This window comes from Pseudoneobacillus rhizolycopersici (genome assembly GCF_054786815.1).
Genome location: NZ_JBTOOE010000024.1, coordinates 1 through 23,256 on the forward strand (window position 1 = coordinate 1; position 23,256 = coordinate 23,256).

A 23,256-nucleotide genomic window follows, 5' to 3' on the forward strand; every position below is an offset into this window, starting at 1 on the left:
TTAAACCCGTATAACTGAAATTAAACCCGTATAACCGAAATTAAACCCGTATAACAAAAAACGTATAACCAAATTTAAACCCATCACTCTACATTATTTTTTTCGACGTAATTTCCTCTATTTACAATTTCCACCATCGACGGTATGATGTTTAGGGGAACGAAATATTAGGGAGAGAACTTGGATGGCATTTTATCAGGAATGGGCCACACAAATCAAAAGCTATAACAGAAATATAAGACTTGCGTTATTAAGTAGTATCCTCATCCAAATTGGGATGGGCATTTTTATGGTTATTTATAATTTTTATGTCAGAGAGCTTGGATATTCTGAACAGGTAAACGGGCAAATCATTTCGATGAATTCCTTAGCAACCGCAATTATTCTAATCCCGGCTGGATTCTTGAGTGATAAGCTCGGTCGAAAAAAAGTCATGCTCTTTGGTGCCGGCTTGACAGCAATATGGTTAATTTGCCGGAGCATTACCGAAGCCCAGAGCCTTCTTGTGATATTTGCTTTTTTAACGGGCTTAACAATGGCATTTGTGATGGTTTCAGGTATTCCATGGCTTGCAGAAAATTCAAATGAAAATCAACGTGTACATCTTTTTAGTATTCAATTTGCTGTCAGTACAGCTGCAAACGTGATTGGAAATATTTTAGGCGGGACCTTAACCGACTTATTCTCATTTGGCTTTTCAGAGGTAGAAAGTATTCGCTATACCCTGCTTATCGGGGCTGTTTTTATGATTATTGGGATAATTCCAATGACAAAATTTAAAGAAAAACCTAGAACAAACCACTTAAAAGTTAATAAAACCAACCAGCTCCAAACAAAAAATAAATATACAATGATTATCCTCTTTGCCATTCCGGCTATGTTAATTGGATTTGGGGCAGGACTCGTTATCCCTTATTTAAATTTATATTTTGCTGATCGATTTTCAGCTTCTAATACGATGATTGGTTTTATCATTTCTTTAGGTCAAGCAGCCACCGCGATTGCCATTATCATCGGTCCGTGGATTGTAAAAAAAGTTGGACAGGTGCGAGCCGTTGTGTTATTACAACTATTATCACTACCATTTTTATTATTAACAGCTTACACAGACCATCTGTGGCTAGCAGCATTAGGATTCTTATTTCGGCAAGCATTAATGAATGCCGGTAACCCAATACAATCATCACTCATGATGTCGATGGTCGATGACTCCGTCAAGGGATTAGCGAATTCTGTTAATCAGATGGTATTCAACTTAGGTTGGGCGTTAATGGGTCCTGTTTCGACAGGAATTGTCATCAAATACGGTACCTACTGGGGCTATGCGACAGTTTTTACGATTACTGCCACTTTATATTTAATCGGTTCCGTGTATTACTATGTCGTTTTTCGTAAAATGGATGGCGAAAGAACACTAAAGACTGCCTCCTGATTTTGACATATTTCTCGGGAAATGTTTATTGATGACGAGATTTGCCACCTAAATATTACCACAAAAATAGTAACGAAAAAGATATTGACGCATTATTTTATCCGTGTTACGATATCAAACGTACTTACGAAATCACTTAAACGCTTTAACGTGTTAATTAAATATAGAATTTGGTTTGCTCTTATCAAGAGAGGTGGAGGGAAGTGCCCGATGAAGCCCGGCAACCGTCAATGACAATCATTGAAATGGTGCCAATTCACACAAAGCTAAGCTTTGGGAGATGAGAGAAAGGATCGTACTATTATGCCTTTCTGTCATTTTTTATGCAGAAAGGCTTTTTATTTGTCAAAAAAGAGGTGAAATCATGATTAGTATCAAAAATGTCCAAAAAATTTATTCATCGAAACACGGAAAAGTAAAGGCCGTGGATGATGTCAATCTTGAAATAAATCAAGGCGAAATATTTGGAGTCATCGGATATAGTGGTGCTGGAAAAAGTACGCTTATCAGAATGCTTAATGGCCTAGAGATCCCAACGAACGGTACAGTCACAGTCGCCAATCGTCTTGTTTCTAAAATTAAGGGTGCGGAGTTAAGAAAAGCGCGTCAAGAAATCAGTATGATTTTCCAACATTTTAACTTACTCTGGTCAAGAACAGTTCGTGAAAACATTGCTTTTCCGTTAGAAATTGCCGGGGTAAAAAAATCCGAGCGGATTAAACGAGTTGATCAACTAATAAAATTAGTTGGTCTTGAGGGCAGAGAAAATGCTTACCCTTCGGAATTAAGTGGTGGGCAAAAGCAGAGAGTTGGGATTGCCCGCGCATTGGCAAACAATCCGAAGGTCCTTCTATGTGATGAGGCGACATCAGCCTTGGACCCGCAAACAACTGATAGCATATTAGATTTACTTGTTGATATCAATAAGCGCTTAGGACTAACAATTGTTTTAATCACCCATGAAATGCATGTCATTCAGAAAATTTGCCATCGGGTTGCGGTTATGGAGGGCGGAAAAACTGTCGAAATCGGACCGGTTTTGGATGTATTTAAAAATCCGCAGCAGCCGATTACAAAACGATTTGTCCAACAAGTAACTGAACCAGAAGAAACGAAAGAAACAGCAGAGCATTTGCTCCAACGTTTCCCTGAAGGGAAAATTGTTCAATTGACTTTTGTTGGTGAATCGACCGAGCAGCCGCTCATAACTGAACTAATTAGACATCACAATGTGACGGTCAATATTTTACAAGGGAAAATTAATCAAACCCAAAATGGTTCATACGGGACATTGTTTATTCACATAGATGGTGAAGGGAACGAAATCACAAAGGCCATCGATTATATTCGCTCAAAATTGGTGGGCGTGGAGGTGGTTACCAATGATTGAGAATTTCTTTCCAAACGTAAACTGGGATAAAATGTGGCAGGCAACCAATGAAACCTTATATATGACAGGTATTTCGGTGTTGGCAACCTTTATCCTCGGAATAATACTCGGGCTACTGTTATTTTTAACGTCAAAGGGAAGTATTTGGGAAAATAAGCCGATCAATACACTGATTAGTGCCGTTGTAAATATATTCAGATCCATACCATTCATTATTCTAATCGTGTTATTAATTCCATTTACGAAGCTAATACTCGGGACGATGATTGGTGAAGATGCTGCTTTGCCTGCATTAATTATTGGTGCAGCTCCATTTTATGCAAGAATGGTTGAAATTGGATTAAGAGAGATAGATAAAGGTGTTATTGAAGCAGCGAAATCAATGGGGGCCAAAACGAGCACAATCATTTTTAAGGTACTACTTCCGGAATCGATGCCGGCGCTTGTATCAGGGATTACGGTAACAGCCATATCCCTAGTAGGATTCACGGCAATGGCTGGTGTAATTGGTGCAGGTGGCTTAGGGAATTTAGCCTACCTGGAAGGCTTTCAACGCAGTCGTTTTGATGTCACTTTAATGGCTACCATCATTATTTTAATCATAGTTTTTATTATTCAGTTCATCGGTGATTTTATCACTTCTAAATTAGATAAACGATAAAGGAGAGAAAGAAAAATGAAAAAATGGTTTAGCTTAGTATTAATGTTAGTATTGTCAGTTGCCCTGGCTGCCTGTGGAACTTCTGAAGAAAAATCAGAAGGCAAGAATGGGACTGCAGGAACAAAGAAACTAGTCGTAGGTGCTTCAAACGTACCACATGCGGAAATTTTAGAAGAAGCAAAGCCGCTGTTAGCTGAAAAAGGTATTGATTTAGAAATCGTCACTTTTCAAGATTATGTATTGCCAAACCAAGCTTTAGAATCTGGGGAATTAGATGCAAACTACTTCCAACACATTCCTTATTTAAATGCACAAATTGCTGAGAAGGGTTATGATTTCGTCAATGCCGGTGGAATTCACATTGAACCAATCGGAGTTTATTCACAAAAATATAAGAGTTTAGACGAACTTCCTGATGGCGCTCATATTATTGTTAGTAGCTCAGTTGCGGATCACGGCCGTATTTTAACCATGCTAGAAAAACAAGGTCTAATCACGTTAAAAGAAGGCGTTGAAAAAACGACTGCAACTGTAGAAGATATTGTTGATAATCCAAAAAATATTCAATTTGATGCGGAATATGAAGCAGCATTACTTCCACAAATTTATAACAATGGTGAAGGCGATGCAGTATTAATCAACTCAAACTATGCGATTGATGCTGGATTAAATCCACTTGAAGATTCAATTGCCATCGAGGAAAGCGACTCACCTTATGTGAACGTAATCGCGGTTCGTTCCGGTGATGAAACCAAAGAAGAAATCAAAACATTAATTGATGTGTTACGTTCTGAAGAAATTCAAAACTTCATTTTAGAAAAATACAAAGGTGCAGTTGTACCTGTTAAAGAGTAAACATATAATAAGGAAGAAACTTGGTAACGGACAGACTAATTTTAGTCTGTCCATTTTTTTATTACCATTATAAAAGTATTAGTATATTGGTCCATCTTCTGATACATTAAAGAATGGAGCAAGGAAGAAACTATCTTATGACTTTTTCCTAATAAACTTGATGTAAATCAATGAATTCAAATAAGATTTACATTAACATTATGACCGTAGTGTAAATAATCCCAAATGGTTGCAGTTAGATTCGATTTGTTATAAGATTGTAATGAGAATAAAATGAGAATGAAGAAATTTCGGAGGTATAGATAATGGCAGGGTCAACTTTAACAGTTAAAGATTTACATGTTGAAATCGATGGGAAAGAAATTTTAAAAGGAGTGAACCTTGAGGTTAAGGGTGGAGAAATCCATGCCATCATGGGTCCTAACGGAACTGGTAAATCAACTCTATCTTCAGCTATCATGGGACATCCAAAATATGAAGTCACAAGTGGAAGCGTTAGCTTAGATGATCAAGATGTATTAGAAATGGAAGTAGATGAGCGCGCTCGTGCAGGTCTTTTCTTAGCCATGCAATATCCAAGTGAAATTAATGGTGTTACAAATGCCGATTTCTTACGTTCAGCAATGAATGCCCGTTTAGGCGAAGGTAACGAAATTTCCTTAATGAAATTCATCCGCACAATGGATAAGCAAATGGATTTCTTAGAAATGGACCAAGATATGGCGCAACGCTACCTAAACGAAGGCTTCTCAGGTGGGGAAAAGAAGCGTAACGAAATCCTTCAATTAATGATGTTACAACCAAAAATTGCTATTTTAGACGAAATTGACTCAGGATTAGATATCGATGCTTTAAAAGTTGTTTCTAAAGGAATTAACGAAATGCGCGGCGAAGAGTTTGGTTGTTTAATTATCACTCACTACCAACGCTTACTTGACTATATTACTCCTGATTATGTTCATGTGATGATGCAAGGACGCATTGTGAAATCAGGTGGTCCTGAGCTTGCACAACGCCTAGAAGCAGAAGGTTATGACTGGATTAAGAAGGAACTTGGTATTGAAGACGAAACAGTTGGGCAAGAAGCATAAGCGTTAGGGGGAAATTTTCATGACTACGGAAACAAAATTACCATTTAACGGGGAGTATGTCGCTAATTTCTCTAAAGAAATTGGCGAGCCTGCTTGGTTGAATGAATTAAGAGTTCAGGCCTTAGCTCAAGCTGAACAGCTATCGTTACCAAAGCCTGATAAAACGAAAATTGACAAATGGAACTTCACACAATTTGAAAGCCATGTTGTTAAAAGTGAAGTATATCAATCTTTATCAGAGCTTCCAGAGCAAGTAAAAGTACTAGTTGGCGATAATGCTGCTAACAAGTCACTCTATATCCAACATAATACAACTCCAGCTTACCTGACTCTGTCTGATGAGTTAAAAGAAAATGGTGTTATTTTTACGGATATCTTTACTGCAGCTAAAGAGCACGGGGATTTATTGCAAAAATACTTCATGAAAAATGGAGTAAAAGTAGATGAGCATAAACTAACAGCTTTACACGCTGCTCTTATGAACGGCGGAGTTTTCGTATATGTTCCGAAGAATGTAGAGCTACAAGAACCGGTTCAAGCAATCTTTGTTCATGATGATGCTGCGTTAAATCTGTTTAATCATGTAATTGTCGTGACAGAAGATAATAGTAAAGTGACATATGTAGAAAACTATGTTTCAACTGTAGATTCTGCAAATAGCGTTTTTAATATTATTACAGAAGTAATGGCTGGACCAAACTCTAAAGTTCAATACGGCGCGGTTGATACGTTAGCAAAAGGAATCACCACTTATGTGAACCGTCGCGGTGTTGCAGCAAAAGATGCGCGCATTGAATGGTCTTTAGGTCTTATGAACGACGGTAATACCATTTCCGAAAACGTGACAAACTTAATCGGTGACGGATCGTTTGGTGATACAAAAACGGTTGTTGTGGGTCGAGGCGAGCAGACACAAAACTTTACGACAAGTGTTGTTCATTTTGGAAAACACACAGAAGGCTATATTTTAAAGCATGGCGTTATGAAGGATGCAGCTACTTCGATTTTTAACGGTATCGGTAAAATTGAACACGGTGCGTCAAAATCAAACGCTGAACAAGAATCACGCGTGTTAATGCTTAGTGAAAAAGCACGTGGCGATGCGAACCCAATTTTATTAATTGATGAAGATGATGTAACCGCTGGACATGCCGCCTCAGTCGGTCGTGTTGACCCTATTCAATTATACTATCTAATGAGTAGAGGGATTCCGAAAACAGAAGCAGAACGTCTTGTCATTCACGGATTCCTGGCTCCAGTTGTTAATGCTCTACCAATTGAAGGAGTTAAAGAGCAATTAACAGCTGTTATTGAAAGGAAAGTAAAGTAATGGATATCCTCGATATTCGAAAACAATTTCCGATTTTACATCAAGAAGTAAACGGCCATCCGCTTGTCTACTTGGATAGTGCCGCTACTTCCCAAAAGCCGATTCAAGTCATTGAAGCGTTAGAAAAATATTATCGTGAATATAATTCGAATGTTCATCGCGGCGTACACACTCTTGGCACAAGAGCAACTGATGGTTACGAAGGCGCTCGCGAAAAGGTTCGTAAATTTATTAATGCCAAGTCGACCGAGGAAATTATTTTTACTCGTGGTACGACAACAGCCATTAATACAGTGGCAGCAAGTTACGGTGCTGCGAATCTCCAGGAGGGAGATGAAATTGTCATCTCCCATATGGAGCACCATAGTAATATCATTCCTTGGCAACAAATTGCCAAAAAGACTGGCGCCCAGCTAAAGTATCTTCCACTGCAGGAAGATGGAACGATTTCTTTAGATGATTTTCAAGCAACTATTAATTCCAATACTAAAATTGTATCGATCATGCAGGTTTCCAATGTCCTTGGCGTGATTAATCCGATTAAGGATATTGCGAAAATGGCTCATGAACACGGTGCGATTATGGTTGTCGATGGGGCACAAAGCGCTCCACATATGAAAGTCGATGTCCAAGACTTGGATTGTGATTTCTTGGCTTTTTCTGGCCATAAAATGTGCGGTCCAACGGGAATCGGCGTTCTTTACGGGAAGAAAAGTCTGTTAGAAAAAATGGACCCAATCGAATTTGGCGGTGAAATGATTGACTTTGTTGAGTTATATGATTCAACATGGAAAGAGCTGCCTTGGAAGTTCGAAGGTGGTACTCCAATTATTGCCGGCGCCATTGGATTGGGAGCTGCTATTGATTTCCTTCAGGAGATTGGTTTAGAGCAGATTGCTGAGCATGAGCATAAACTAGCAGCATACGCATTAGAAAAAATGTCCACAATTGAAGGAATTAAGATATTTGGTCCAATGGATCCTTCCAAACGTGCAGGGGTTGTTACCTTCAACTTAAATGATGTCCACCCTCATGATGTGGCAACTGTATTAGATGCAGAAGGCATTGCTGTTCGGGCAGGTCATCACTGTGCACAACCACTTATGAGATGGCTAAAACAATCAGCAACGGCGAGAGCAAGTTTTTACCTGTATAACACGGAAGACGATATTGATAAGCTTGTCAGTGGGCTTGTCAAAACAAAGGAGTACTTCAGCGATGTCTTTTAACAATTTAGATGCCCTATATCGTCAAGTTATTATGGATCACTATAAAAATCCCCGAAACAAAGGTGTGCTCGAAGACGGGAATTTAACGATAAATATGAATAACCCAACTTGTGGAGATCGTATTCAATTAACCATGAATGTTGCTGATGGTATCGTAACGGATGCGAAGTTTGAAGGAGAAGGCTGTTCAATTTCGATGTCTTCCGCTTCGATGATGACCCAAGCCATTAAAGGGAAAAAAATCGAAGATGCTATCAAATTATCAACTATTTTCTCCAACATGATGCAAGGGAAAGAGTATGACGAGGACTTAGACCTTGGTGATATCGAAGCATTGCAGGGTGTTTCCAAGTTCCCGGCAAGAATCAAATGCGCAACCTTAGCCTGGAAAGCGATGGAAAAAGGGCTTAAGGAAGACGAACAATAACAAAACAGGGGTAAGCGGGGTAAGCTGTCCAGCTCCAGCGTCTAGACCCTCGAGGTCATAAGCCAATTCCTGAATGAAGGCAAAAAGCGCCTTCTTTCAGGGCTCGTCTTATGCTTGTCGGGGCTGAGCAAGGCGCTTCCGCTTTTCAAACGAAAGGGAGGACTCGATTATGGCAAAAAAAGCGCCTGAAATCGGTGATTATAAATATGGCTTCGCCGATAAAGATGTTTCGATTTTCCGTTCGAAGCGCGGATTAACGAAAGAAATCGTCGAAGAAATTTCAAAAATGAAGCAAGAGCCACAATGGATGTTAGATTTCCGTTTGAAGTCACTGGATCTATTCTATAGCATGCCAATGCCACAATGGGGCGGCGACCTAAATTCATTAAACTTCGAGGAAATTACTTATTATGTAAAACCATCTGAAAAAACTGAACGTTCTTGGGATGAGGTCCCTGAAGAAATCAAGGCTACCTTTGATAAATTAGGTATTCCTGAAGCAGAACAAAAATATTTAGCAGGGGTTTCTGCACAGTATGAATCTGAGGTTGTTTACCACAACATGCAGGAAGACCTTGAAAATCTTGGTATTGTCTTTAAGGATACGGACTCAGCACTTAAGGAAAACGAAGACATTTTCCGCGAGCACTGGGCAAAGGTAATTCCACCAACAGATAATAAATTTGCTGCATTAAACTCAGCAGTTTGGTCTGGTGGATCGTTTATCTACGTTCCAAAAGGGATCAAGGTTGAAACTCCTTTACAGGCTTACTTCCGTATCAACTCTGAAAACATGGGTCAGTTCGAGCGTACCTTGATTATTGTGGACGAAGGTGCTCATGTACACTATGTAGAAGGCTGTACTGCGCCTGTTTATACAACTAACTCTCTACACTCTGCTGTAGTTGAAATTATTATTAAAAAAGATGCCTATTGCCGTTACACAACGATTCAAAACTGGGCGAACAACGTTTACAACCTAGTTACGAAGCGTGCTGTTTGTGAAGAGAATGCGACAATGGAATGGATTGATGGTAACATCGGTTCCAAATTAACAATGAAGTATCCTGCTGTTATTTTAAAAGGTGAAGGCGCTCGTGGTATGACATTATCAATCGCAATCGCTGGTAAAGGTCAGCACCAGGATGCTGGAGCAAAAATGATACACTTAGCTCCAAACACTTCATCTACGATCGTATCGAAGTCAATTTCTAAGCATGGTGGTAAGGTAACGTACCGTGGTATCGTTCAATTCGGCCGCAAAGCAGACGGTGCTCGTTCTAATATCGAGTGCGATACACTAATTATGGATAACCAATCAACATCAGATACGATTCCGTATAATGAAATCTTAAACGATAACATTTCATTAGAACACGAAGCAAAAGTATCTAAGGTGTCTGAAGAACAATTATTCTACCTAATGAGCCGCGGTATTTCTGAACAAGAAGCAACCGAAATGATCGTTATGGGCTTCATCGAGCCATTTACAAAAGAACTTCCGATGGAATATGCTGTTGAAATGAACAGATTAATCAAGTTCGAGATGGAAGGATCTATTGGATAATAAAATATTTTGTAGAAGGCGAACTTTTAAAGTTCGCCTTCTTTTTTTATTGATTGTGTAAAGAGAAATACTGTTTTCTGCACCTGTTGATTGTAGCGGAAGGCACTCGACTCCTGCGGGATTAGCGGCAAGGGTGAGACCTAGGTAAAATGCTCCTCGAAGAGGGAGCATTTGTACCCCACAGGAGCAAAGCGACGAGGAGGCTCACCTGACGCCCCGCGGAAAGCGAGTGCCTGTAGCGAAAATCAACAAACTAATTTATCATAGCCTTTTGATTTTAGGAACTATACGGAAAACCAGTGACCTGACTAAATATTAGTCTAATATACCAACGATAATTAGAATAATTGAATTGCGGATAGGTCATAATGATACGGAATCAAATTATATGTAGCTTAAGCAGTGAAAGTAATTCTTGATAGGAGGTAGCCATGCAATACATTTGGGAAGCGTTAGCCATTTTATTTACAGGGTTTTGCTTATTAAGAATTGCTGGAAAAAAAACCATATCGCAAATGACAGGGTTAGAAACTATTACCATTTTAGCTATCGCATCAACCACAGGTCATGCCATTTCTGAGACGGGTTTATTAAAAACCATTTTAGCTTTATGTTCATTAGTAGCATTACTTATCTTTATTCAATTTATAGCGATTAAATTTAATATTGTTAAAAGGATTTTCGTTGGAGTACCAACACCAGTAATCAAGGATGGAAAAGTTATAACCCATAATCTAAAAAAACTACGTATAACGGGTGATCAATTAGAAGCGAGATTACGGGAAAAAGGAATATCATCTTTTTCAGATGTAAAAACTGCTTTCATTGAAATATCGGGAGAGATTGGATATGAGTTAATGGAACATGCAAAACCATTAACAATAGGGGAATTTGAAAAAATAATGCAACAATATCAAATTAGTTTTCCTAAAGAACAGCTAAGCGAAAATCAACTAGAAGAAAAGACAAAATAAAGGTTACATATTTATAAAGTGGTAGAACCGTCTAGTAAGTTAGGCGGATTTTTTATATTCTGACAATCAAATTTATGTTAATATAATTAGGATAACGAAATTTCTCATAAATGGAGATACATATCATGATCTACATTGGTACAACCGGTTGGGGTGACCAGGATTTACTTTATCCTGCTGGGACAGCCTTGCGCGATAAACTCCAAGTGTACGCCTCTCATTTTCCAACTGTTGAAGTCGATGCCAGCTTCTATGCGATTCAGCCGCTTCGAAATGCGGAAAAATGGATGAGGGACACTCCTGAGTCGTTTCGATTCGTTGTGAAGGCTTATCAAGGTATGACGGGTCATCTAAGAGGGGAAATCCCTTTTGAAACAAAACAAGTAATGTTTGACGCCTTCAAGGAATCGCTGGAGTCATATCTCAACACGTCCAAACTAGCCATGGTGTTATTTCAATTCCCACCTTGGTTTGATTGTAATAGAGAAAATGTAAACTATCTTAGATTTTGTAAAAATGAAATGGGTGACATCCCTTGCGCTTTAGAGTTTCGCCATCAATCTTGGTTCTTCCCTCAATACCGTGAAAAGACTTTACAATTTATGCGGGAAGAGGACTGGATTCATAGTATTTGTGACGAACCTCAGGTTGGGCTAGGGTCAATCCCGACTGTATTAGAGGCCATAAATCAGGAAAAACTCTTAATCCGGTTCCATGGACGAAATGTTCATGGCTGGCAGCAACAACAGGGGGTTAATTGGCGGGAAGTGCGTTATTTATATCAATACAACCAGCAAGAACTCCAAGAATGGGTTAACCACATTCATCAATTAAAAAGAAAATGTAAAAATATTTACATATTGTTTAATAATAATTCAGGAGGAGATGCGGCAGAAAACGCAAAAGACTTGATGCAACTTTTAAATATAGAATATTCAAATCTTGCTCCCCGGCAATTAGATTTATTTTAGAAAGAAACATTAGTCGGGTGGCAACTTGAAAAATGAGGGGTTAATTCAATATGGAATGGATTGTCTTAGTAATTATCGGTTTAGTGGCTAGCTCTATTGGTTCTTTAATTGGACTCGGTGGAGGGATTATCATTGTTCCTGCCCTGCTTTCAATTGGTACTTATACGAATCTTCTTGGAGATATTCCACCGCAGATTGCTGTTGGTACCACATCACTTATCTTAATTGTAACAGGACTTTCATCTACGCTAGCTTATATGAAGCATAAAACGGTTGATTATAAGAGTGGTTTTATTTTTTTTGCGGGTAGTGGACCAGGGGCAATTATCGGTGCGTGGGTTAATAAATTTTTAGACTTGCACTCATTTAATTTATATTTTGGGATTTTCATGATTTTTGTAGGCATTTTATTGATTGTGAAAAATAAACTGAAGCCAATGAAACTACGCACTGATAAAGGCGTCGTTCGGACTTTTACCGATCCAAGTGGGGTAACCCATCAATATGGTTTTCAACCTCTTTTAGGTTTTATTGTATCATTTGTCGTTGGCTTTAGTTCTGGATTATTTGGAATCGGCGGTGGCTCTTTAATGGTGCCGGCGATGATTTTGATTTTTATGTTTCCACCACATGTTGCTGTTGCTACATCGATGCTGTTAGTTTTTCTATCAGCTATAATCAGCTCGGCAACCCATATTACTTTAGGAAACGTCAACTGGTTGTATGCGTTGGCTTTAGTCCCGGGCGCATGGTTTGGAGCTAAATTTGGCTCATTTTTAAATACGAAAATAAAGAGTAATACGCTTGTGAATCTACTGCGCGCCTTCTTTATTATCATGGGATTGCGTTTAATTTATCAGGGAATATTTGGGTAAAATAGGACCGGTTATCACGCTTTTTTCACTCTCACATAAGCTATTAAGAGAGGAAAGGAGCGAATTTTAATGATTGAACTTTCACCAATAGTTATCGATGGTCATACCTTTTTAAGTGTTACCGTTCTCCTCCCTAAAACCACGCTTTTAGCTGTTTCAAACGATAAGGGGTACATTATGTGTGGGGCACTCGATGTTGGTTTATTAAACGAAAAATTAAAGGACCGTAAAATTATCGCTTGCCGTGCGGTGGGAGTAAGAACGATAGAGCAGCTATTAGAAGCCCCAATGGAATCAGTCACATACGAGGCGGAGAATTTAGGGATTCACAAGGGCATGATTGGAAAAGAAGCATTGTTAAAGATGGTCTAAACTTTTCATAAGGTATTCTACGATCAGATGAATAGTCAAATCTGAAAGTAGTTTTTTAAATAAAACTATCTCTATAATCCCCCCTGAACGCATACATATGCTTGTAAGGGGGGATTTGTCTTGGCGAAGTTTCGGGGACGTAGGTCCCGAAAAGGTCCGCTACCTTTTCGATATGTATTTTTAATAACGTTTGTCTTTTTTACTATTTCGACAATCATTGGTCTGTGGGTGATTAATAAGGGAATTGAGCCAGCCTTAATTGCTTATGCAGAAGCTCAAACCAAAAATATTGCAACATTGGTCATCAGTAAGGCCGAATATAAGGCTAGTGCCGGTGGGATGGATATAAAAGAAATTATTGAGTATGTACCAGATAAAGATGAAGGGGTTATTGTTAGGCTGAATACCGAAATCATTCGTAGTGTAATGAAGGAAACACAGCGATTAGTCCATTTAAATTTAAAAGAAGCTGAAAAAGGGAATCTTGAATATTTGGAAAGCACAACAGATATTTTCTTAAATGAAAATGAATCTAAAAAGGGAAAAGGAATTGTCTATGAAGTGCCGCTCGGTCAAGCTACAAATAATGCATTACTTGGTAACTTAGGACCCAAAATTCCAGTTCGTTTTTATTCAATAGGGGAAGTGGAGGTAGACGTTAAACCAGAATTAAAACCTTTTGGTATTAACAATGCATGGGTCGCCGTGTATATCGAGGTTAAAGTAGATGTCCAAATTATTGTCCCATTTGCCACGAAAGTAACAACAGTCATCCAAGACATTCCAGTCGCCATGGGAACCATCCCAGGCAGAGTTCCACAATACTACAACGGCGGCAACGGCGAAGGCACCTCCATTGAACTACCACTAAACTAACAAAACCACTCTAACCCTTTAAAGCATGTGTGATTTATTAAACACTAAAGTACTTTAGCGCTTTAGTGCTTTAATAAATATGGGGACAGTCCCCACATGCTTTAAAGGGTTAAAGTGTGTTTGCTTTGGGTTGTTTGGTAATTTGTTACTTTTACGAAATATGTTTTGACAGTTTTGTGAGAAATTATTATACTATCGTTATATCTTTTAAGTAGTCTGAAAATATTAAAACTTCCAATTTTTCTATTAATTTAGCTAATATTGGAAATTAGGGGGAATATAGTGATGGAAAATCGTCCACAGTGGGGAACGAGAGCCGGCTTTATTTTAGCCGCGATAGGATCAGCAGTTGGACTCGGTAATATTTGGAGATTCCCTGCGGTAGCTTATGAAAATGGGGGAGGGGCTTTCTTCTTACCATATTTATTCGCATTATTAACAGCAGGCATACCGCTATTAATACTTGAATTTACTTTAGGTCATAAGTATAGGGGGTCTGCACCATTAACCTTTGCCCGCTTAAATAAAAAATCTGAGGCACTTGGTTGGTGGCAATTAGCTATTTCATTTGTTATTTCTACTTATTATGCGGTTATCATTGCATGGGCAATGTCATACTCTAAATTCTCATTCTCCTTAGCGTGGGGGGACAAGCCTGATGAATTCCTTTTTAAAGAATTTTTACACTTGGCAGACAAACCCGGACAAATGGGCTCATTAGTTCCTGGTGTATTCATTCCATTAATCATCGTATGGGTTATTACATTAGGGATTCTTTTTAAAGGGGTAAAAAAAGGGATCGAGATTGCTAATAAAATAATGATTCCAACTCTAGTAGGGTTATTTTTAATTATCGTCATTCGCGCCATAACACTAGATGGAGCAGCCCAAGGATTGGAGGCATTCTTCAAACCTGATTGGAGCAAAATTGGCGATCCAAAGGTTTGGGTTGCCGCTTATAGCCAAATCTTCTTCAGTTTATCTATAGCTTTTGCTATCATGGTAACTTATTCAAGTTATCTACCAAAGAAAACAGAATTGACAAATAGTGCATTTATCACAGGATTTGCCAACTCAGGATTTGAGCTATTAGCTGGTATCGGGGTATTTTCTGCATTAGGATTTATGGCAACCCAACAAGGAGTGCCTGTAAGTGAAGTCGTATCAGCTGGTGTAGGTCTAGCGTTCGTCGTATTTCCGAAAATTATCAATGAGTTTCCTGCCTTTAACAGCTTTTTTGGCGCAGCGTTCTTCATTTGCCTAACATTAGCTGGTTTAACTTCCTTAATTTCTATAGTTGAAACGTATATTGCCGGGGTTCAAGATAAGTTTAAAGTTTCGAGAACGAAGGCAGTTGCCATCGGTGGAGGACTGTCAGCTCTTATTTCGATTTTGTTTGCCACGCAAGGTGGATTATATTTCTTAGACGTAGCCGACTATTTCATCAATAACTTTGGTGTAACAATCGCAGGACTTGTCGAGGTTGTTCTGATTGCATGGGTATTTAGAGAACTTAAAAACCTTCAAGCCCATGCAAATGGCATTTCGGATATCAAAATTGGAGCTTGGTGGAGGGTCTGCCTCGCAGTTGTAACTCCTTTAGTACTTGGATACATGTTGATCCAAAACATTATTACAAACATTAAAGACAACTATGAAGGGTATCCAACAGAATTCATCATTTATTCTGGTTGGTTAGTAGCAGCAGGGGCTATTATTATCGGATTACTATTTACCATCTTTAAATGGGATAAAAAGGTTGTATCTAATTACGAAAAGGAGGCTTCATAATATGTCAGTAAGTGCAATCACGATGATGTTCGTAGGTATTGTCATCATATGGGGTGGCCTCGTCGCAAGTGTGGTCAGTGCGGTTATGAAAGGAAAAAAGGCATAAAGAAAGGGAGATAGCTATTGGAGCTATCTCCTTTTCTTCTTACTTTGTCGCTCCTGCCGCTCCCATATACGCAAATGAGGATATGGGTCAAAAGACCATTCTGTACGGCCATTGTCTTTGTACATTCCATAATGTAAATGTGGAGGGAACTTTCCGGATGTCCCCGGGGGTCCATACCCGGAGCTACCCACCCCGCCGATTAACATGCCTGGTTCAACGATTTGCCCTACCTTTAAATCTTTGGCGAAACCACTTAAATGGGCAAAATAATGATAGGTGTTATTAATATCTCTTATACCAACCCGCCAGCCACCGAAACGATTCCATCCTTTCATTTCGATAATTCCATAGCTAGTTGCACGAACGGGTACACCATAGTCTGCAAAAATGTCAGTACCCTCATGAATACGTCGGCCACCCCACCCTCTTGCATCACCCCATGTATTTTTATAGCTATGATTACTCCTTATAGGGACTGGAAAAGCATACTTATCTAAATCTATTCGACCGAAATGTTTATAGATCTGTGCTTTACCTGTAATAATTCCAACAGTCTTATCTCGCTGATAATAATTCCATAGACCAATTTTGAGGTTATCATGGTCGATCCCAAAAGAAAGAAGATAATTAGCAAAGGAATGAAGAACATCTTCGTCGTCAGTCATGCTTGCTTTTCCATCTCCATTACCATCAATCCCAATCCCACCGAAAAACTGAATTGAAACAGGGTTTTCATCATCCAGCATCGGATTAAAGGGGCCGACCCATTTTTCTGGCGGAAAATAAATGCCGGTTAAGCCAGTTGCTTTAGGCAAATCTCTACGGACTTGGCGTATATGACGCTCATATTGGTCGATAGCGGCAAGATAGTACCATGGGATTTGAGTCACAGTCTCAACCTTCTTATATAATTGCATTCGTTCCTTATATAAATCTTCAGTCTGGGTATCCGCGTGAACGGGTGTGGCCAATAGAAATAGAAAAACGAAAATTACTACATGAATTATGCTTTTCACACGTATTCGCCCTCCAATAAATCATGTCTACTTATAGTGTGCAACTTATTCCAAATTACATGATTTTTAAATAATGGAAATGAGTAAATACACGTGCCTTGTCCTTAAATTTGTTGTATGTTAAAGTGTCTAGAGAGATAGAAGAAATATAAGGGGTGGACTCCATGAGTAAGGAAGAACATTTACGAAAACCCGAATGGTTAAAAATAAAGCTAAATACAAATGAAAATTATACTGGCCTAAAAAAAATGATGCGCGAAAAGAATCTACATACAGTTTGTGAAGAAGCCAGATGTCCGAATATCCATGAGTGTTGGGCAGTGAGACGGACAGCAACGTTTATGATTCTCGGCGACGTCTGTACAAGGGCATGTCGTTTTTGTGCAGTGAAAACAGGACTTCCTAACGAACTAGATTGGGCAGAGCCAGAACGTGTGGCTGATTCAGTTTCCCTAATGAATCTAAAACATGTTGTCATCACTGCTGTTGCCCGTGATGACCTAAAAGACGGAGGAGCGGCTGTATTTGCAGAGACGGTAAGAGCAGTTCGTCGTAAAAATCCATTCACTTCTATCGAAGTATTGCCATCGGACATGGGTGGAATCGAAGAAAATTTAAAAATCCTAATGGATGCAAAACCTGATATTTTAAATCATAATATTGAAACAGTTAGACGTTTAACACCAAGAATTAGGGCGCGAGCGCAATATGATCGCTCTTTGCAATTCTTACAAAGAGCTAAAATGATGCAGCCGACTACCCCGACCAAATCAAGCATCATGATTGGACTAGGTGAGACGAAAGAGGAAATTATTGAAGCTATGGATGATTTACGCGCCAATCAGGTCGATATTATTACGATTGGTCAATATCTCCAACCTTCAAAAAAACATTTAAAGGTGGAAAAATACTATACTCCTGCGGAATTTAATGAATTGAGAGACATAGCCATGACCAAAGGCTTTAGCCACTGTGAAGCGGGTCCACTTGTGCGCTCATCCTATCATGCTGATGAACAAGTCAACGCAGCTGCTCGTAAAAAACAAGAACTTGGTGAATTGGAAATTACAGAAGCAAAATAAGAACTAAACAAAGAGCCTGACTCAATCAGGCTCTTTTTATTACTGGGAATTGAGATTAAAACCTCTATCCATTTTTGGACGCATTTCTTCGTTCGAAACGCCATTTTCATTTTCGTTGTTACTAACTGTGTACCCTTGAGGAGAATTTAGCATCTTTAGGATAAGTCGATCAACTAGTTGATCAGCGTTGCGACTATTGGAACTCAGATTCGCATAACTTTCCACATTTTTGATTAAGTTTGGATTGTCGCTCACATAAACATGGTAATACCGTGGCACAAAAGATAATGCCGTACGTTTTACTTGATCAGCGGTCAAATTGCGATCCTTGCTATCAGTTGCGTAGGCGATTAAAACTTCTTCATCAGTAACTAGCGTGGCTACATCATGGACATTTGGCAAATCCGTACTTACCTTACTAATATGATCTGCCAATTTTTCACGATCTATCGCTACATGATGATCCGAATTTCGACCATTTACCATTGGATTCTTTTGATGACGGACATATCCGAAGTCTTTACTCATATTTTTGTTATTGGCATTGTAAAGGTCTGAACGTTTGGTGTTAACATTAATGGTATGTCCGCTTTCTTCATATATATCACGCTGAGCCATTTGATTTGCATTACAACCTGTCAGGGCAATAACCCCACAAAACCCTAAAGCGATGAACTTTTTGTTCATTTTAAACACCTCCTCTTTTATAGAATGACCATGTTTTTTCCTTTTTCACTTAGTAATTCATGGTGAATCAGTTATAATAGAGGAAGAAAGCAAAGTTTGCGAGGTGTCCGTTTTGATTGAAGTTAACAATGTAGCCTATGAGGTGGTAAAAGAGTATCGAAATGGTTTTAATGAGGAAACATTTCGTGCTAGATATAGCGATATATTAACACGCTACGACTTTATCGTTGGCGATTGGGGATATGGCCAATTACGACTAAAGGGTTTTTTTGAGGATCAAAATCCAAAAGCAGCCTTTGACACAAAAATTAGCACGTTAACGGAATATTTGTATGAATACTGTAACTTCGGTTGTGCTTATTTTGTCGTTAAAAAGGTCAATAAATAAGGATGGGCTTGGAATGCCCATCCTTTAAATTGTCTCATATAGAAAGTCTCTTAGTTCAGCCGCCTCTTCTTCTGAAAAATCAAAGGCATATTCTAAGTATCCCTCTTCCTTTAAATCATCTTCACCAATAATCGCAAATCGGTTACTTTGCATATTTAACACTAGTGATTTGCCGTAATGGCGACTCGATTGAACAATCGCCAGATCGTATCGCTGATGTTCCCCGACAAAACTAACAAACCGAGTTTTCGTATCCTCTAAATCATTATATAAAAAAAATCTTTCACTCATTAAATTTTCCTCCAATTTTCATTCCATTACTCTAATCATAACAAAAATGTTAAAATAATAAAGCGGATTATAATAATGAGGTGAAAATAAATGTATTTTGTTGATCGTGAAAAAATTGAACATACTTTAGTTTATTTTGAAAACCAACTGGCTTTATTTCAAAGCCACAAACAATGGAGTTCCCCAATTGAAATAGCAGCACTTGAACGAGTTACACATATGATGATCGAAGCAATCTTAGACGTTGGTAATTCGATGATTGACGGCTTTATTATGCGTGATCCAGGCAGCTATGAGGATATCGTAGACATTCTTATCGATGAAAAAGTTGTCACAAGCGAAATGGGGGTAAGCCTAAAAGAAGTGATCTCTCTTCGCAAAAATTTAATTCAACATTATCTGGAAGTCAATCACAAAACCATCGAGAAGACAGTAAACCAAAACATGGAAGCGTTAAAAAACTTTTCTGAAAAAGTAAGGGAGTATATCCAAAAGGAACTGGGACCGGTCTCTGCTTTTAAGAATTAGTGATCCTAAAATGTTAACAAGTTATCCATTGTTTTAAAATATTTATTTAGCTAAAATGAGTGGAGGAAGGTGATGCGGAATGTTACCAAACTCTACTTCAACAAAAGAAAAAATATTAACCTTGATAAAAGCCAATTCACAAATGACAGTCCTTGAATTGTCAGGTGAATTAAATATTACCGAAATGGCCGTTCGTCGTCACTTGCAAGTGCTCGAAACCGATGGTCTTTTACTTTGTATTATGAAAAAGAATACGACGGGTAGACCCTCAAAAGTATACCAATTAACCGAAAAAGGTGAAGAGTTTTTTCCACAAGCTTACAAACAAATCGGGATTGATTTATTACAAGAAATTAATCGTTTGGATGGAAAAATTGTCAATCAAGCCATTATGGCTAGACAAGAAAGACTTGTCAATCGTTACAAAAATCGATTATCAGGGAAAAATTTTAAAAACCAAGTTCAGGAAATGGCAAAAATTCAGTCCGAATTAGGGTTTATGGCAGAGGAATATGAAACTGGATCCGAGGTAGTCGGTGAAATTAAACAAGCGAATTGCCCCTATTTAGAGATAGCTCGAGATTTTCCGGAAATCTGCCGAAATGAACATAAATTTTTTGAAGAACTTCTAGGAACAAATAATATAATGAAATCCTCGTCGTTGTCTAAAGGGGATAGCTGTTGTCATTATATCATTCGAAAGGACTGAAGAAACCAGCTTGAAGACATACAAAGGATATTTGATTGATTTGGATGGAACCATGTATCGTGGCACCGAGGAAATTGCTGAGGCTGTCGACTTTGTAAATAAACTTTATGCCAAAGGAATTCCTTATCTGTTTGTAACCAATAATTCATCGAGGACTCCCGAACAAGTAGCGGATAAACTGCAGAGTTTTCGGATACCTGCAACAAAAGAACAGGTGTTTACAACGAGCCAAGCAACGGCTAACTATATATATGCCAAAAAACCAAATGCTAATGTTTATGTAATTGGCGAAGAGGGTATCCGGACATCTCTGAAGGATAAAGGATTTCAATTTGCCGATGAGAATGTCGACTATGTTGTCGTAGGAATCGATCGTGACATTAATTATGAAAAACTGGCTGTTGCCTGCTTAGCCGTCCGTAATGGCGCAACCTTTATTTCCACAAATGGCGATATTGCTATTCCAACTGAACGAGGTTTATTGCCTGGGAACGGCTCCTTAACTTCTGTGGTTTCCGTATCAACCCAAGTCAAGCCCATCTTTATCGGAAAACCCGAATCCATTATCATGGAGCAGGCTTTGAAGGTATTAGGAACAAACAAAGGGGAGACACTCATGGTTGGCGATTATTATGACACAGATATTCTCGCGGGAATCAATGCTGGCCTTGATACATTGCTTGTTCATACAGGTGTGACCACGAAAGAGCATTTAAAAAAGCATCAAGTTCAACCTACTTATACAGTCGATTCACTAAATGAATGGGAAATATAAAAAAGAGGCCAACCCAAGTGGTTGGCCTCTTTATCATTTTACATCTAGCTCCTGCGCCCAGCTCTTAGTGAACTTCACCCTAAACGGGCGGCTTTCGCTTTTGGTACTATTCTGCATTTGCGGCTCGGTGCGCGAGGCGACTAGATGCCGCAGCGGCGATGGCACCGACAATGTCATCTAAAAAGGTATGGCATTTCCCTGTTGATTTATCATTTAACAATTTTAAAATACCCGGTTTAAGTTTATCGATATATCCGTAATTAGTAAAACCGATTGATCCATAAACATTGACGATTGAAAAGGCTAAAATTTCATCAACCCCATAAAGTCCCTCATCAATCCCAATAATGGTTTGTAAAGGCTCTTCAAGCAATCCTTTTTCGGCAAGAATATCAAGTTGAATTCCCGTTAAGATGGCATTTTGCACCTCACGCTTCGTAAGGACACGTTCCACATTATGGATACAATCCTCCATCTTTAAATCCGGGTGATACTTTTCCTGGAGAAAAAAGACCAAATCAGCAATATCCTGAATCGTAACACCTCTATCTAAAATCCATTGCCTAGCGGTATTTTCTGTTGAATTGAATTTACTCTGTTCAGACATGGGCTTCACCTTTTTTCGTTAAATTTTCACTATTTATATACACTTTTTCTTAAAATATGCGTTGATGCCTAAAAAGGGACCATAGGTCATATTTCTTCTCTTTCATCATTTCCAAAGGGGCAATCACTATACCATACTTACCAAATTTACTGCATATATATGTTTTAAGAATAAGGAACGAGGTGTCAATATGCAAATAAAATGGCTTGAGGAATTCTATGGCATCCACTCACAGCAGCAAACTCGGGTTGGTCGTTATGAGGGTTTCATAAATAACGAGCAAATTTTTATAATGGCTCCCTTAAGGGAGAATAAAGAGCATATACCGGAATTACAGGGGATTGCTGAGCATTTGATTCATTCGGGCGATCGTCATGTGCTAACCATAACGAAAACAAAAACAGGTCAGCTTTGGGGAGAAAAGGAAGGGGAAAGCTTTTGCCTGCTATCTTGTCAGATTAGGAAACAAAATAAAATTCAACAACTTGGAAGAAAGTTAGCAAAATTCCATTATAGGGGATTAACTATTCCGTTTAAAGTGGAACGTACAAGTCGAATTGGCCAATGGAAACAGCTTTGGGAAAAAAGGTTGACGCAGATGGAAAATGTTTGGAAGGCAAAGCTGTATCATGCACCCGAAAATGAATTTGAACGGATGTTTCTTGAATCTTTTCCCTATTACTTAGGGTTGACCGAAAATGCAATTCAGTATCTAGTCGATTCAGAAATCGATGGAACTCCAGAACAATCCGACAATGGTACTGTTTGTCATGAGCGTTTTACCCATCAAACTTGGGGGAAAGATATTATTTTAAAAAATCCTTTAGATTGGGTTTTTGATCATCGCGGTAGAGATTTGGCTGAATGGTCACGAAGTGTATATTTTGAAAGTAAATACAATTATCATCAGCAAGTACGGAAATTTTTTCAAGACTATCAACAGCTAGCCCCTCTTTCAGCATTTGGATGGCGGTTGCTTTTTTCAAGACTCATTTTTCCTCTCCATTATTACGAGTGTATTGAGGATTACTATCTTTCATCATCAGAACAAAATAGAAATAGTAAGGAGGAAAATCTCTCGAAATTACTTAAAACAAGCTCCGAATACGAGCGTTTTTTAGGTGAATTTTTTCAATTAACCGAAGCTCCGATTCGAAAATGGGATATTCCACAATTAGATTGGATGATTCACTGATTTTTTTTTGATAAAATAGAGGTAGTAATCA

General features: G+C 38.6%; 26 protein-coding genes and 1 riboswitch. Of the genes, 22 read left to right on the top strand and 4 right to left on the bottom strand.

Translation table 11 applies throughout. The features are described from left to right. Positions 1 to 184: 184 nt before the first annotated feature. The 16 genes from ACX9YW_RS18805 (at position 185) to ACX9YW_RS18880 (ending at position 15,947) form a co-directional block, all read left to right on the top strand. Positions 185 to 1,432 carry an MFS transporter gene (locus ACX9YW_RS18805; RefSeq protein ID WP_460349357.1) on the top strand — a complete coding sequence of 416 codons (1,248 nt, stop codon included), beginning with the start codon at positions 185 to 187 and terminating at the stop codon, positions 1,430 to 1,432. Between the two features lie 178 nt (positions 1,433 to 1,610). Beyond that, positions 1,611 to 1,719: riboswitch (SAM riboswitch) on the top strand. A gap of 77 nt (positions 1,720 to 1,796) precedes the next feature. After that, positions 1,797 to 2,822 carry a methionine ABC transporter ATP-binding protein gene (locus tag ACX9YW_RS18810; protein ID WP_460349359.1) on the top strand — a complete coding sequence of 342 codons (1,026 nt, stop codon included), beginning with the start codon at positions 1,797 to 1,799 and terminating at the stop codon, positions 2,820 to 2,822. Further along, a complete protein-coding gene (locus ACX9YW_RS18815; RefSeq protein WP_460349360.1) occupies positions 2,815 to 3,483 on the top strand; it encodes a methionine ABC transporter permease in 669 nt (222 codons plus the stop codon). Before ACX9YW_RS18810 ends, ACX9YW_RS18815 begins: the two co-directional genes overlap by 8 nt. A 15-nt stretch (positions 3,484 to 3,498) precedes the next feature. Continuing rightward, entirely contained in the window at positions 3,499 to 4,338 is an 840-nt protein-coding gene (locus ACX9YW_RS18820) for a MetQ/NlpA family ABC transporter substrate-binding protein (RefSeq protein ID WP_460349362.1), read from the top strand. Between the two features lie 305 nt (positions 4,339 to 4,643). Further along, positions 4,644 to 5,429 carry a Fe-S cluster assembly ATPase SufC gene (gene sufC / locus ACX9YW_RS18825; RefSeq protein WP_460349364.1) on the top strand — a complete coding sequence of 262 codons (786 nt, stop codon included), beginning with the start codon at positions 4,644 to 4,646 and terminating at the stop codon, positions 5,427 to 5,429. A gap of 19 nt (positions 5,430 to 5,448) precedes the next feature. After that, positions 5,449 to 6,759 (top strand): Fe-S cluster assembly protein SufD, encoded by a 1,311-nt coding sequence (sufD, locus tag ACX9YW_RS18830; protein WP_460349366.1) that lies wholly within the window; start codon positions 5,449 to 5,451, stop codon positions 6,757 to 6,759. After that, positions 6,759 to 7,988, top strand: a complete 1,230-nt coding sequence (locus ACX9YW_RS18835) for a cysteine desulfurase (protein WP_460349368.1) — start codon at positions 6,759 to 6,761, stop codon at positions 7,986 to 7,988. The genes sufD and ACX9YW_RS18835 overlap by 1 nt, the downstream gene beginning before the upstream one ends. Further along, complete coding sequence (gene sufU / locus ACX9YW_RS18840; RefSeq protein ID WP_460349370.1) at positions 7,978 to 8,415, top strand: Fe-S cluster assembly sulfur transfer protein SufU; 438 nt, start codon at positions 7,978 to 7,980, stop codon at positions 8,413 to 8,415. The genes ACX9YW_RS18835 and sufU overlap by 11 nt, the downstream gene beginning before the upstream one ends. Positions 8,416 to 8,584: 169 nt before the next feature. Then, positions 8,585 to 9,982 (top strand): Fe-S cluster assembly protein SufB, encoded by a 1,398-nt coding sequence (sufB, locus tag ACX9YW_RS18845; protein ID WP_460349372.1) that lies wholly within the window; start codon positions 8,585 to 8,587, stop codon positions 9,980 to 9,982. Between the two features lie 431 nt (positions 9,983 to 10,413). Beyond that, complete coding sequence (locus tag ACX9YW_RS18850; RefSeq protein WP_460349374.1) at positions 10,414 to 10,956, top strand: DUF421 domain-containing protein; 543 nt, start codon at positions 10,414 to 10,416, stop codon at positions 10,954 to 10,956. Between the two features lie 125 nt (positions 10,957 to 11,081). After that, positions 11,082 to 11,927 (top strand): DUF72 domain-containing protein, encoded by an 846-nt coding sequence (locus tag ACX9YW_RS18855; RefSeq protein ID WP_460349376.1) that lies wholly within the window; start codon positions 11,082 to 11,084, stop codon positions 11,925 to 11,927. Positions 11,928 to 11,977: 50 nt separating this feature from the next. Further along, entirely contained in the window at positions 11,978 to 12,802 is an 825-nt protein-coding gene (locus tag ACX9YW_RS18860; RefSeq protein ID WP_460349378.1) for a sulfite exporter TauE/SafE family protein, read from the top strand. A 69-nt stretch (positions 12,803 to 12,871) separates the two neighbouring features. Further along, entirely contained in the window at positions 12,872 to 13,174 is a 303-nt protein-coding gene (locus tag ACX9YW_RS18865) for a YunC family protein (protein WP_460349380.1), read from the top strand. Between the two features lie 120 nt (positions 13,175 to 13,294). Continuing rightward, entirely contained in the window at positions 13,295 to 14,050 is a 756-nt protein-coding gene (gene yunB / locus ACX9YW_RS18870) for a sporulation protein YunB (protein WP_460349381.1), read from the top strand. 285 nt (positions 14,051 to 14,335) lie between these two features. Further along, complete coding sequence (locus tag ACX9YW_RS18875; RefSeq protein WP_460349383.1) at positions 14,336 to 15,841, top strand: sodium-dependent transporter; 1,506 nt, start codon at positions 14,336 to 14,338, stop codon at positions 15,839 to 15,841. A 1-nt stretch (position 15,842) separates the two neighbouring features. Continuing rightward, a complete protein-coding gene (locus ACX9YW_RS18880) occupies positions 15,843 to 15,947 on the top strand; it encodes a methionine/alanine import family NSS transporter small subunit (RefSeq protein ID WP_460349385.1) in 105 nt (34 codons plus the stop codon). Positions 15,948 to 15,970: 23 nt separating this feature from the next. Here the strand turns inward: ACX9YW_RS18880 and ACX9YW_RS18885 are convergent, their stop codons facing one another. Continuing rightward, the gene (locus tag ACX9YW_RS18885) at positions 15,971 to 16,963 is read right to left on the bottom strand and encodes a M23 family metallopeptidase (RefSeq protein WP_460349387.1); all 993 of its coding nucleotides are present in this window, start codon (positions 16,961 to 16,963) and stop codon (positions 15,971 to 15,973) included. A gap of 164 nt (positions 16,964 to 17,127) precedes the next feature. Between ACX9YW_RS18885 and lipA the strand changes: the two genes are divergently transcribed. Then, complete coding sequence (lipA, locus tag ACX9YW_RS18890) at positions 17,128 to 18,045, top strand: lipoyl synthase (protein WP_460349389.1); 918 nt, start codon at positions 17,128 to 17,130, stop codon at positions 18,043 to 18,045. A 39-nt stretch (positions 18,046 to 18,084) separates the two neighbouring features. Here the strand turns inward: lipA and ACX9YW_RS18895 are convergent, their stop codons facing one another. Next, complete coding sequence (locus tag ACX9YW_RS18895; RefSeq protein ID WP_460349391.1) at positions 18,085 to 18,732, bottom strand: YhcN/YlaJ family sporulation lipoprotein; 648 nt, start codon at positions 18,730 to 18,732, stop codon at positions 18,085 to 18,087. A 112-nt stretch (positions 18,733 to 18,844) separates the two neighbouring features. Between ACX9YW_RS18895 and ACX9YW_RS18900 the strand changes: the two genes are divergently transcribed. Next, entirely contained in the window at positions 18,845 to 19,120 is a 276-nt protein-coding gene (locus tag ACX9YW_RS18900; RefSeq protein WP_460349393.1) for a YutD family protein, read from the top strand. 24 nt (positions 19,121 to 19,144) lie between these two features. Here ACX9YW_RS18900 and ACX9YW_RS18905 read toward each other — a convergent pair whose 3' ends face one another. Continuing rightward, a complete protein-coding gene (locus ACX9YW_RS18905; protein WP_460349395.1) occupies positions 19,145 to 19,411 on the bottom strand; it encodes a DUF3055 domain-containing protein in 267 nt (88 codons plus the stop codon). Positions 19,412 to 19,501: 90 nt separating this feature from the next. Here ACX9YW_RS18905 and ACX9YW_RS18910 point away from each other — a divergent pair, with 90 nt between their 5' ends. From ACX9YW_RS18910 to ACX9YW_RS18920, 3 genes are all read left to right on the top strand, one after another. Next, complete coding sequence (locus tag ACX9YW_RS18910) at positions 19,502 to 19,939, top strand: DUF86 domain-containing protein (protein ID WP_460349397.1); 438 nt, start codon at positions 19,502 to 19,504, stop codon at positions 19,937 to 19,939. Positions 19,940 to 20,018: 79 nt separating this feature from the next. Next, positions 20,019 to 20,648, top strand: coding sequence for a helix-turn-helix transcriptional regulator (locus tag ACX9YW_RS18915; protein WP_460349399.1), 630 nt, complete (start codon positions 20,019 to 20,021; stop codon positions 20,646 to 20,648). A 10-nt stretch (positions 20,649 to 20,658) separates the two neighbouring features. Further along, positions 20,659 to 21,423 (top strand): TIGR01457 family HAD-type hydrolase, encoded by a 765-nt coding sequence (locus ACX9YW_RS18920; RefSeq protein ID WP_460349401.1) that lies wholly within the window; start codon positions 20,659 to 20,661, stop codon positions 21,421 to 21,423. 106 nt (positions 21,424 to 21,529) lie between these two features. Here the strand turns inward: ACX9YW_RS18920 and ACX9YW_RS18925 are convergent, their stop codons facing one another. Beyond that, positions 21,530 to 22,030 (bottom strand): phosphatidylglycerophosphatase A family protein, encoded by a 501-nt coding sequence (locus ACX9YW_RS18925; protein ID WP_460349403.1) that lies wholly within the window; start codon positions 22,028 to 22,030, stop codon positions 21,530 to 21,532. A gap of 190 nt (positions 22,031 to 22,220) precedes the next feature. Between ACX9YW_RS18925 and yutH the strand changes: the two genes are divergently transcribed. Then, complete coding sequence (gene yutH, locus ACX9YW_RS18930; protein WP_460349405.1) at positions 22,221 to 23,225, top strand: spore coat putative kinase YutH; 1,005 nt, start codon at positions 22,221 to 22,223, stop codon at positions 23,223 to 23,225. Positions 23,226 to 23,256: the final 31 nt, after the last annotated feature.

Coding starts and splice junctions, on each gene's coding strand:
- ACX9YW_RS18805 (WP_460349357.1), top strand. CDS start 185: ATGGCATTTTATCAGGAATGGGCCACACAAATCAAAAGCTATAACAGA.
- ACX9YW_RS18810 (WP_460349359.1), top strand. CDS start 1,797: ATGATTAGTATCAAAAATGTCCAAAAAATTTATTCATCGAAACACGGA.
- ACX9YW_RS18815 (WP_460349360.1), top strand. CDS start 2,815: ATGATTGAGAATTTCTTTCCAAACGTAAACTGGGATAAAATGTGGCAG.
- ACX9YW_RS18820 (WP_460349362.1), top strand. CDS start 3,499: ATGAAAAAATGGTTTAGCTTAGTATTAATGTTAGTATTGTCAGTTGCC.
- sufC (WP_460349364.1), top strand. CDS start 4,644: ATGGCAGGGTCAACTTTAACAGTTAAAGATTTACATGTTGAAATCGAT.
- sufD (WP_460349366.1), top strand. CDS start 5,449: ATGACTACGGAAACAAAATTACCATTTAACGGGGAGTATGTCGCTAAT.
- ACX9YW_RS18835 (WP_460349368.1), top strand. CDS start 6,759: ATGGATATCCTCGATATTCGAAAACAATTTCCGATTTTACATCAAGAA.
- sufU (WP_460349370.1), top strand. CDS start 7,978: ATGTCTTTTAACAATTTAGATGCCCTATATCGTCAAGTTATTATGGAT.
- sufB (WP_460349372.1), top strand. CDS start 8,585: ATGGCAAAAAAAGCGCCTGAAATCGGTGATTATAAATATGGCTTCGCC.
- ACX9YW_RS18850 (WP_460349374.1), top strand. CDS start 10,414: ATGCAATACATTTGGGAAGCGTTAGCCATTTTATTTACAGGGTTTTGC.
- ACX9YW_RS18855 (WP_460349376.1), top strand. CDS start 11,082: ATGATCTACATTGGTACAACCGGTTGGGGTGACCAGGATTTACTTTAT.
- ACX9YW_RS18860 (WP_460349378.1), top strand. CDS start 11,978: ATGGAATGGATTGTCTTAGTAATTATCGGTTTAGTGGCTAGCTCTATT.
- ACX9YW_RS18865 (WP_460349380.1), top strand. CDS start 12,872: ATGATTGAACTTTCACCAATAGTTATCGATGGTCATACCTTTTTAAGT.
- ACX9YW_RS18875 (WP_460349383.1), top strand. CDS start 14,336: ATGGAAAATCGTCCACAGTGGGGAACGAGAGCCGGCTTTATTTTAGCC.
- ACX9YW_RS18880 (WP_460349385.1), top strand. CDS start 15,843: ATGTCAGTAAGTGCAATCACGATGATGTTCGTAGGTATTGTCATCATA.
- lipA (WP_460349389.1), top strand. CDS start 17,128: ATGAGTAAGGAAGAACATTTACGAAAACCCGAATGGTTAAAAATAAAG.
- ACX9YW_RS18895 (WP_460349391.1), bottom strand. CDS start 18,732: ATGAACAAAAAGTTCATCGCTTTAGGGTTTTGTGGGGTTATTGCCCTG.
- ACX9YW_RS18905 (WP_460349395.1), bottom strand. CDS start 19,411: ATGAGTGAAAGATTTTTTTTATATAATGATTTAGAGGATACGAAAACT.
- ACX9YW_RS18910 (WP_460349397.1), top strand. CDS start 19,502: ATGTATTTTGTTGATCGTGAAAAAATTGAACATACTTTAGTTTATTTT.
- ACX9YW_RS18915 (WP_460349399.1), top strand. CDS start 20,019: ATGTTACCAAACTCTACTTCAACAAAAGAAAAAATATTAACCTTGATA.
- ACX9YW_RS18925 (WP_460349403.1), bottom strand. CDS start 22,030: ATGTCTGAACAGAGTAAATTCAATTCAACAGAAAATACCGCTAGGCAA.
- yutH (WP_460349405.1), top strand. CDS start 22,221: ATGCAAATAAAATGGCTTGAGGAATTCTATGGCATCCACTCACAGCAG.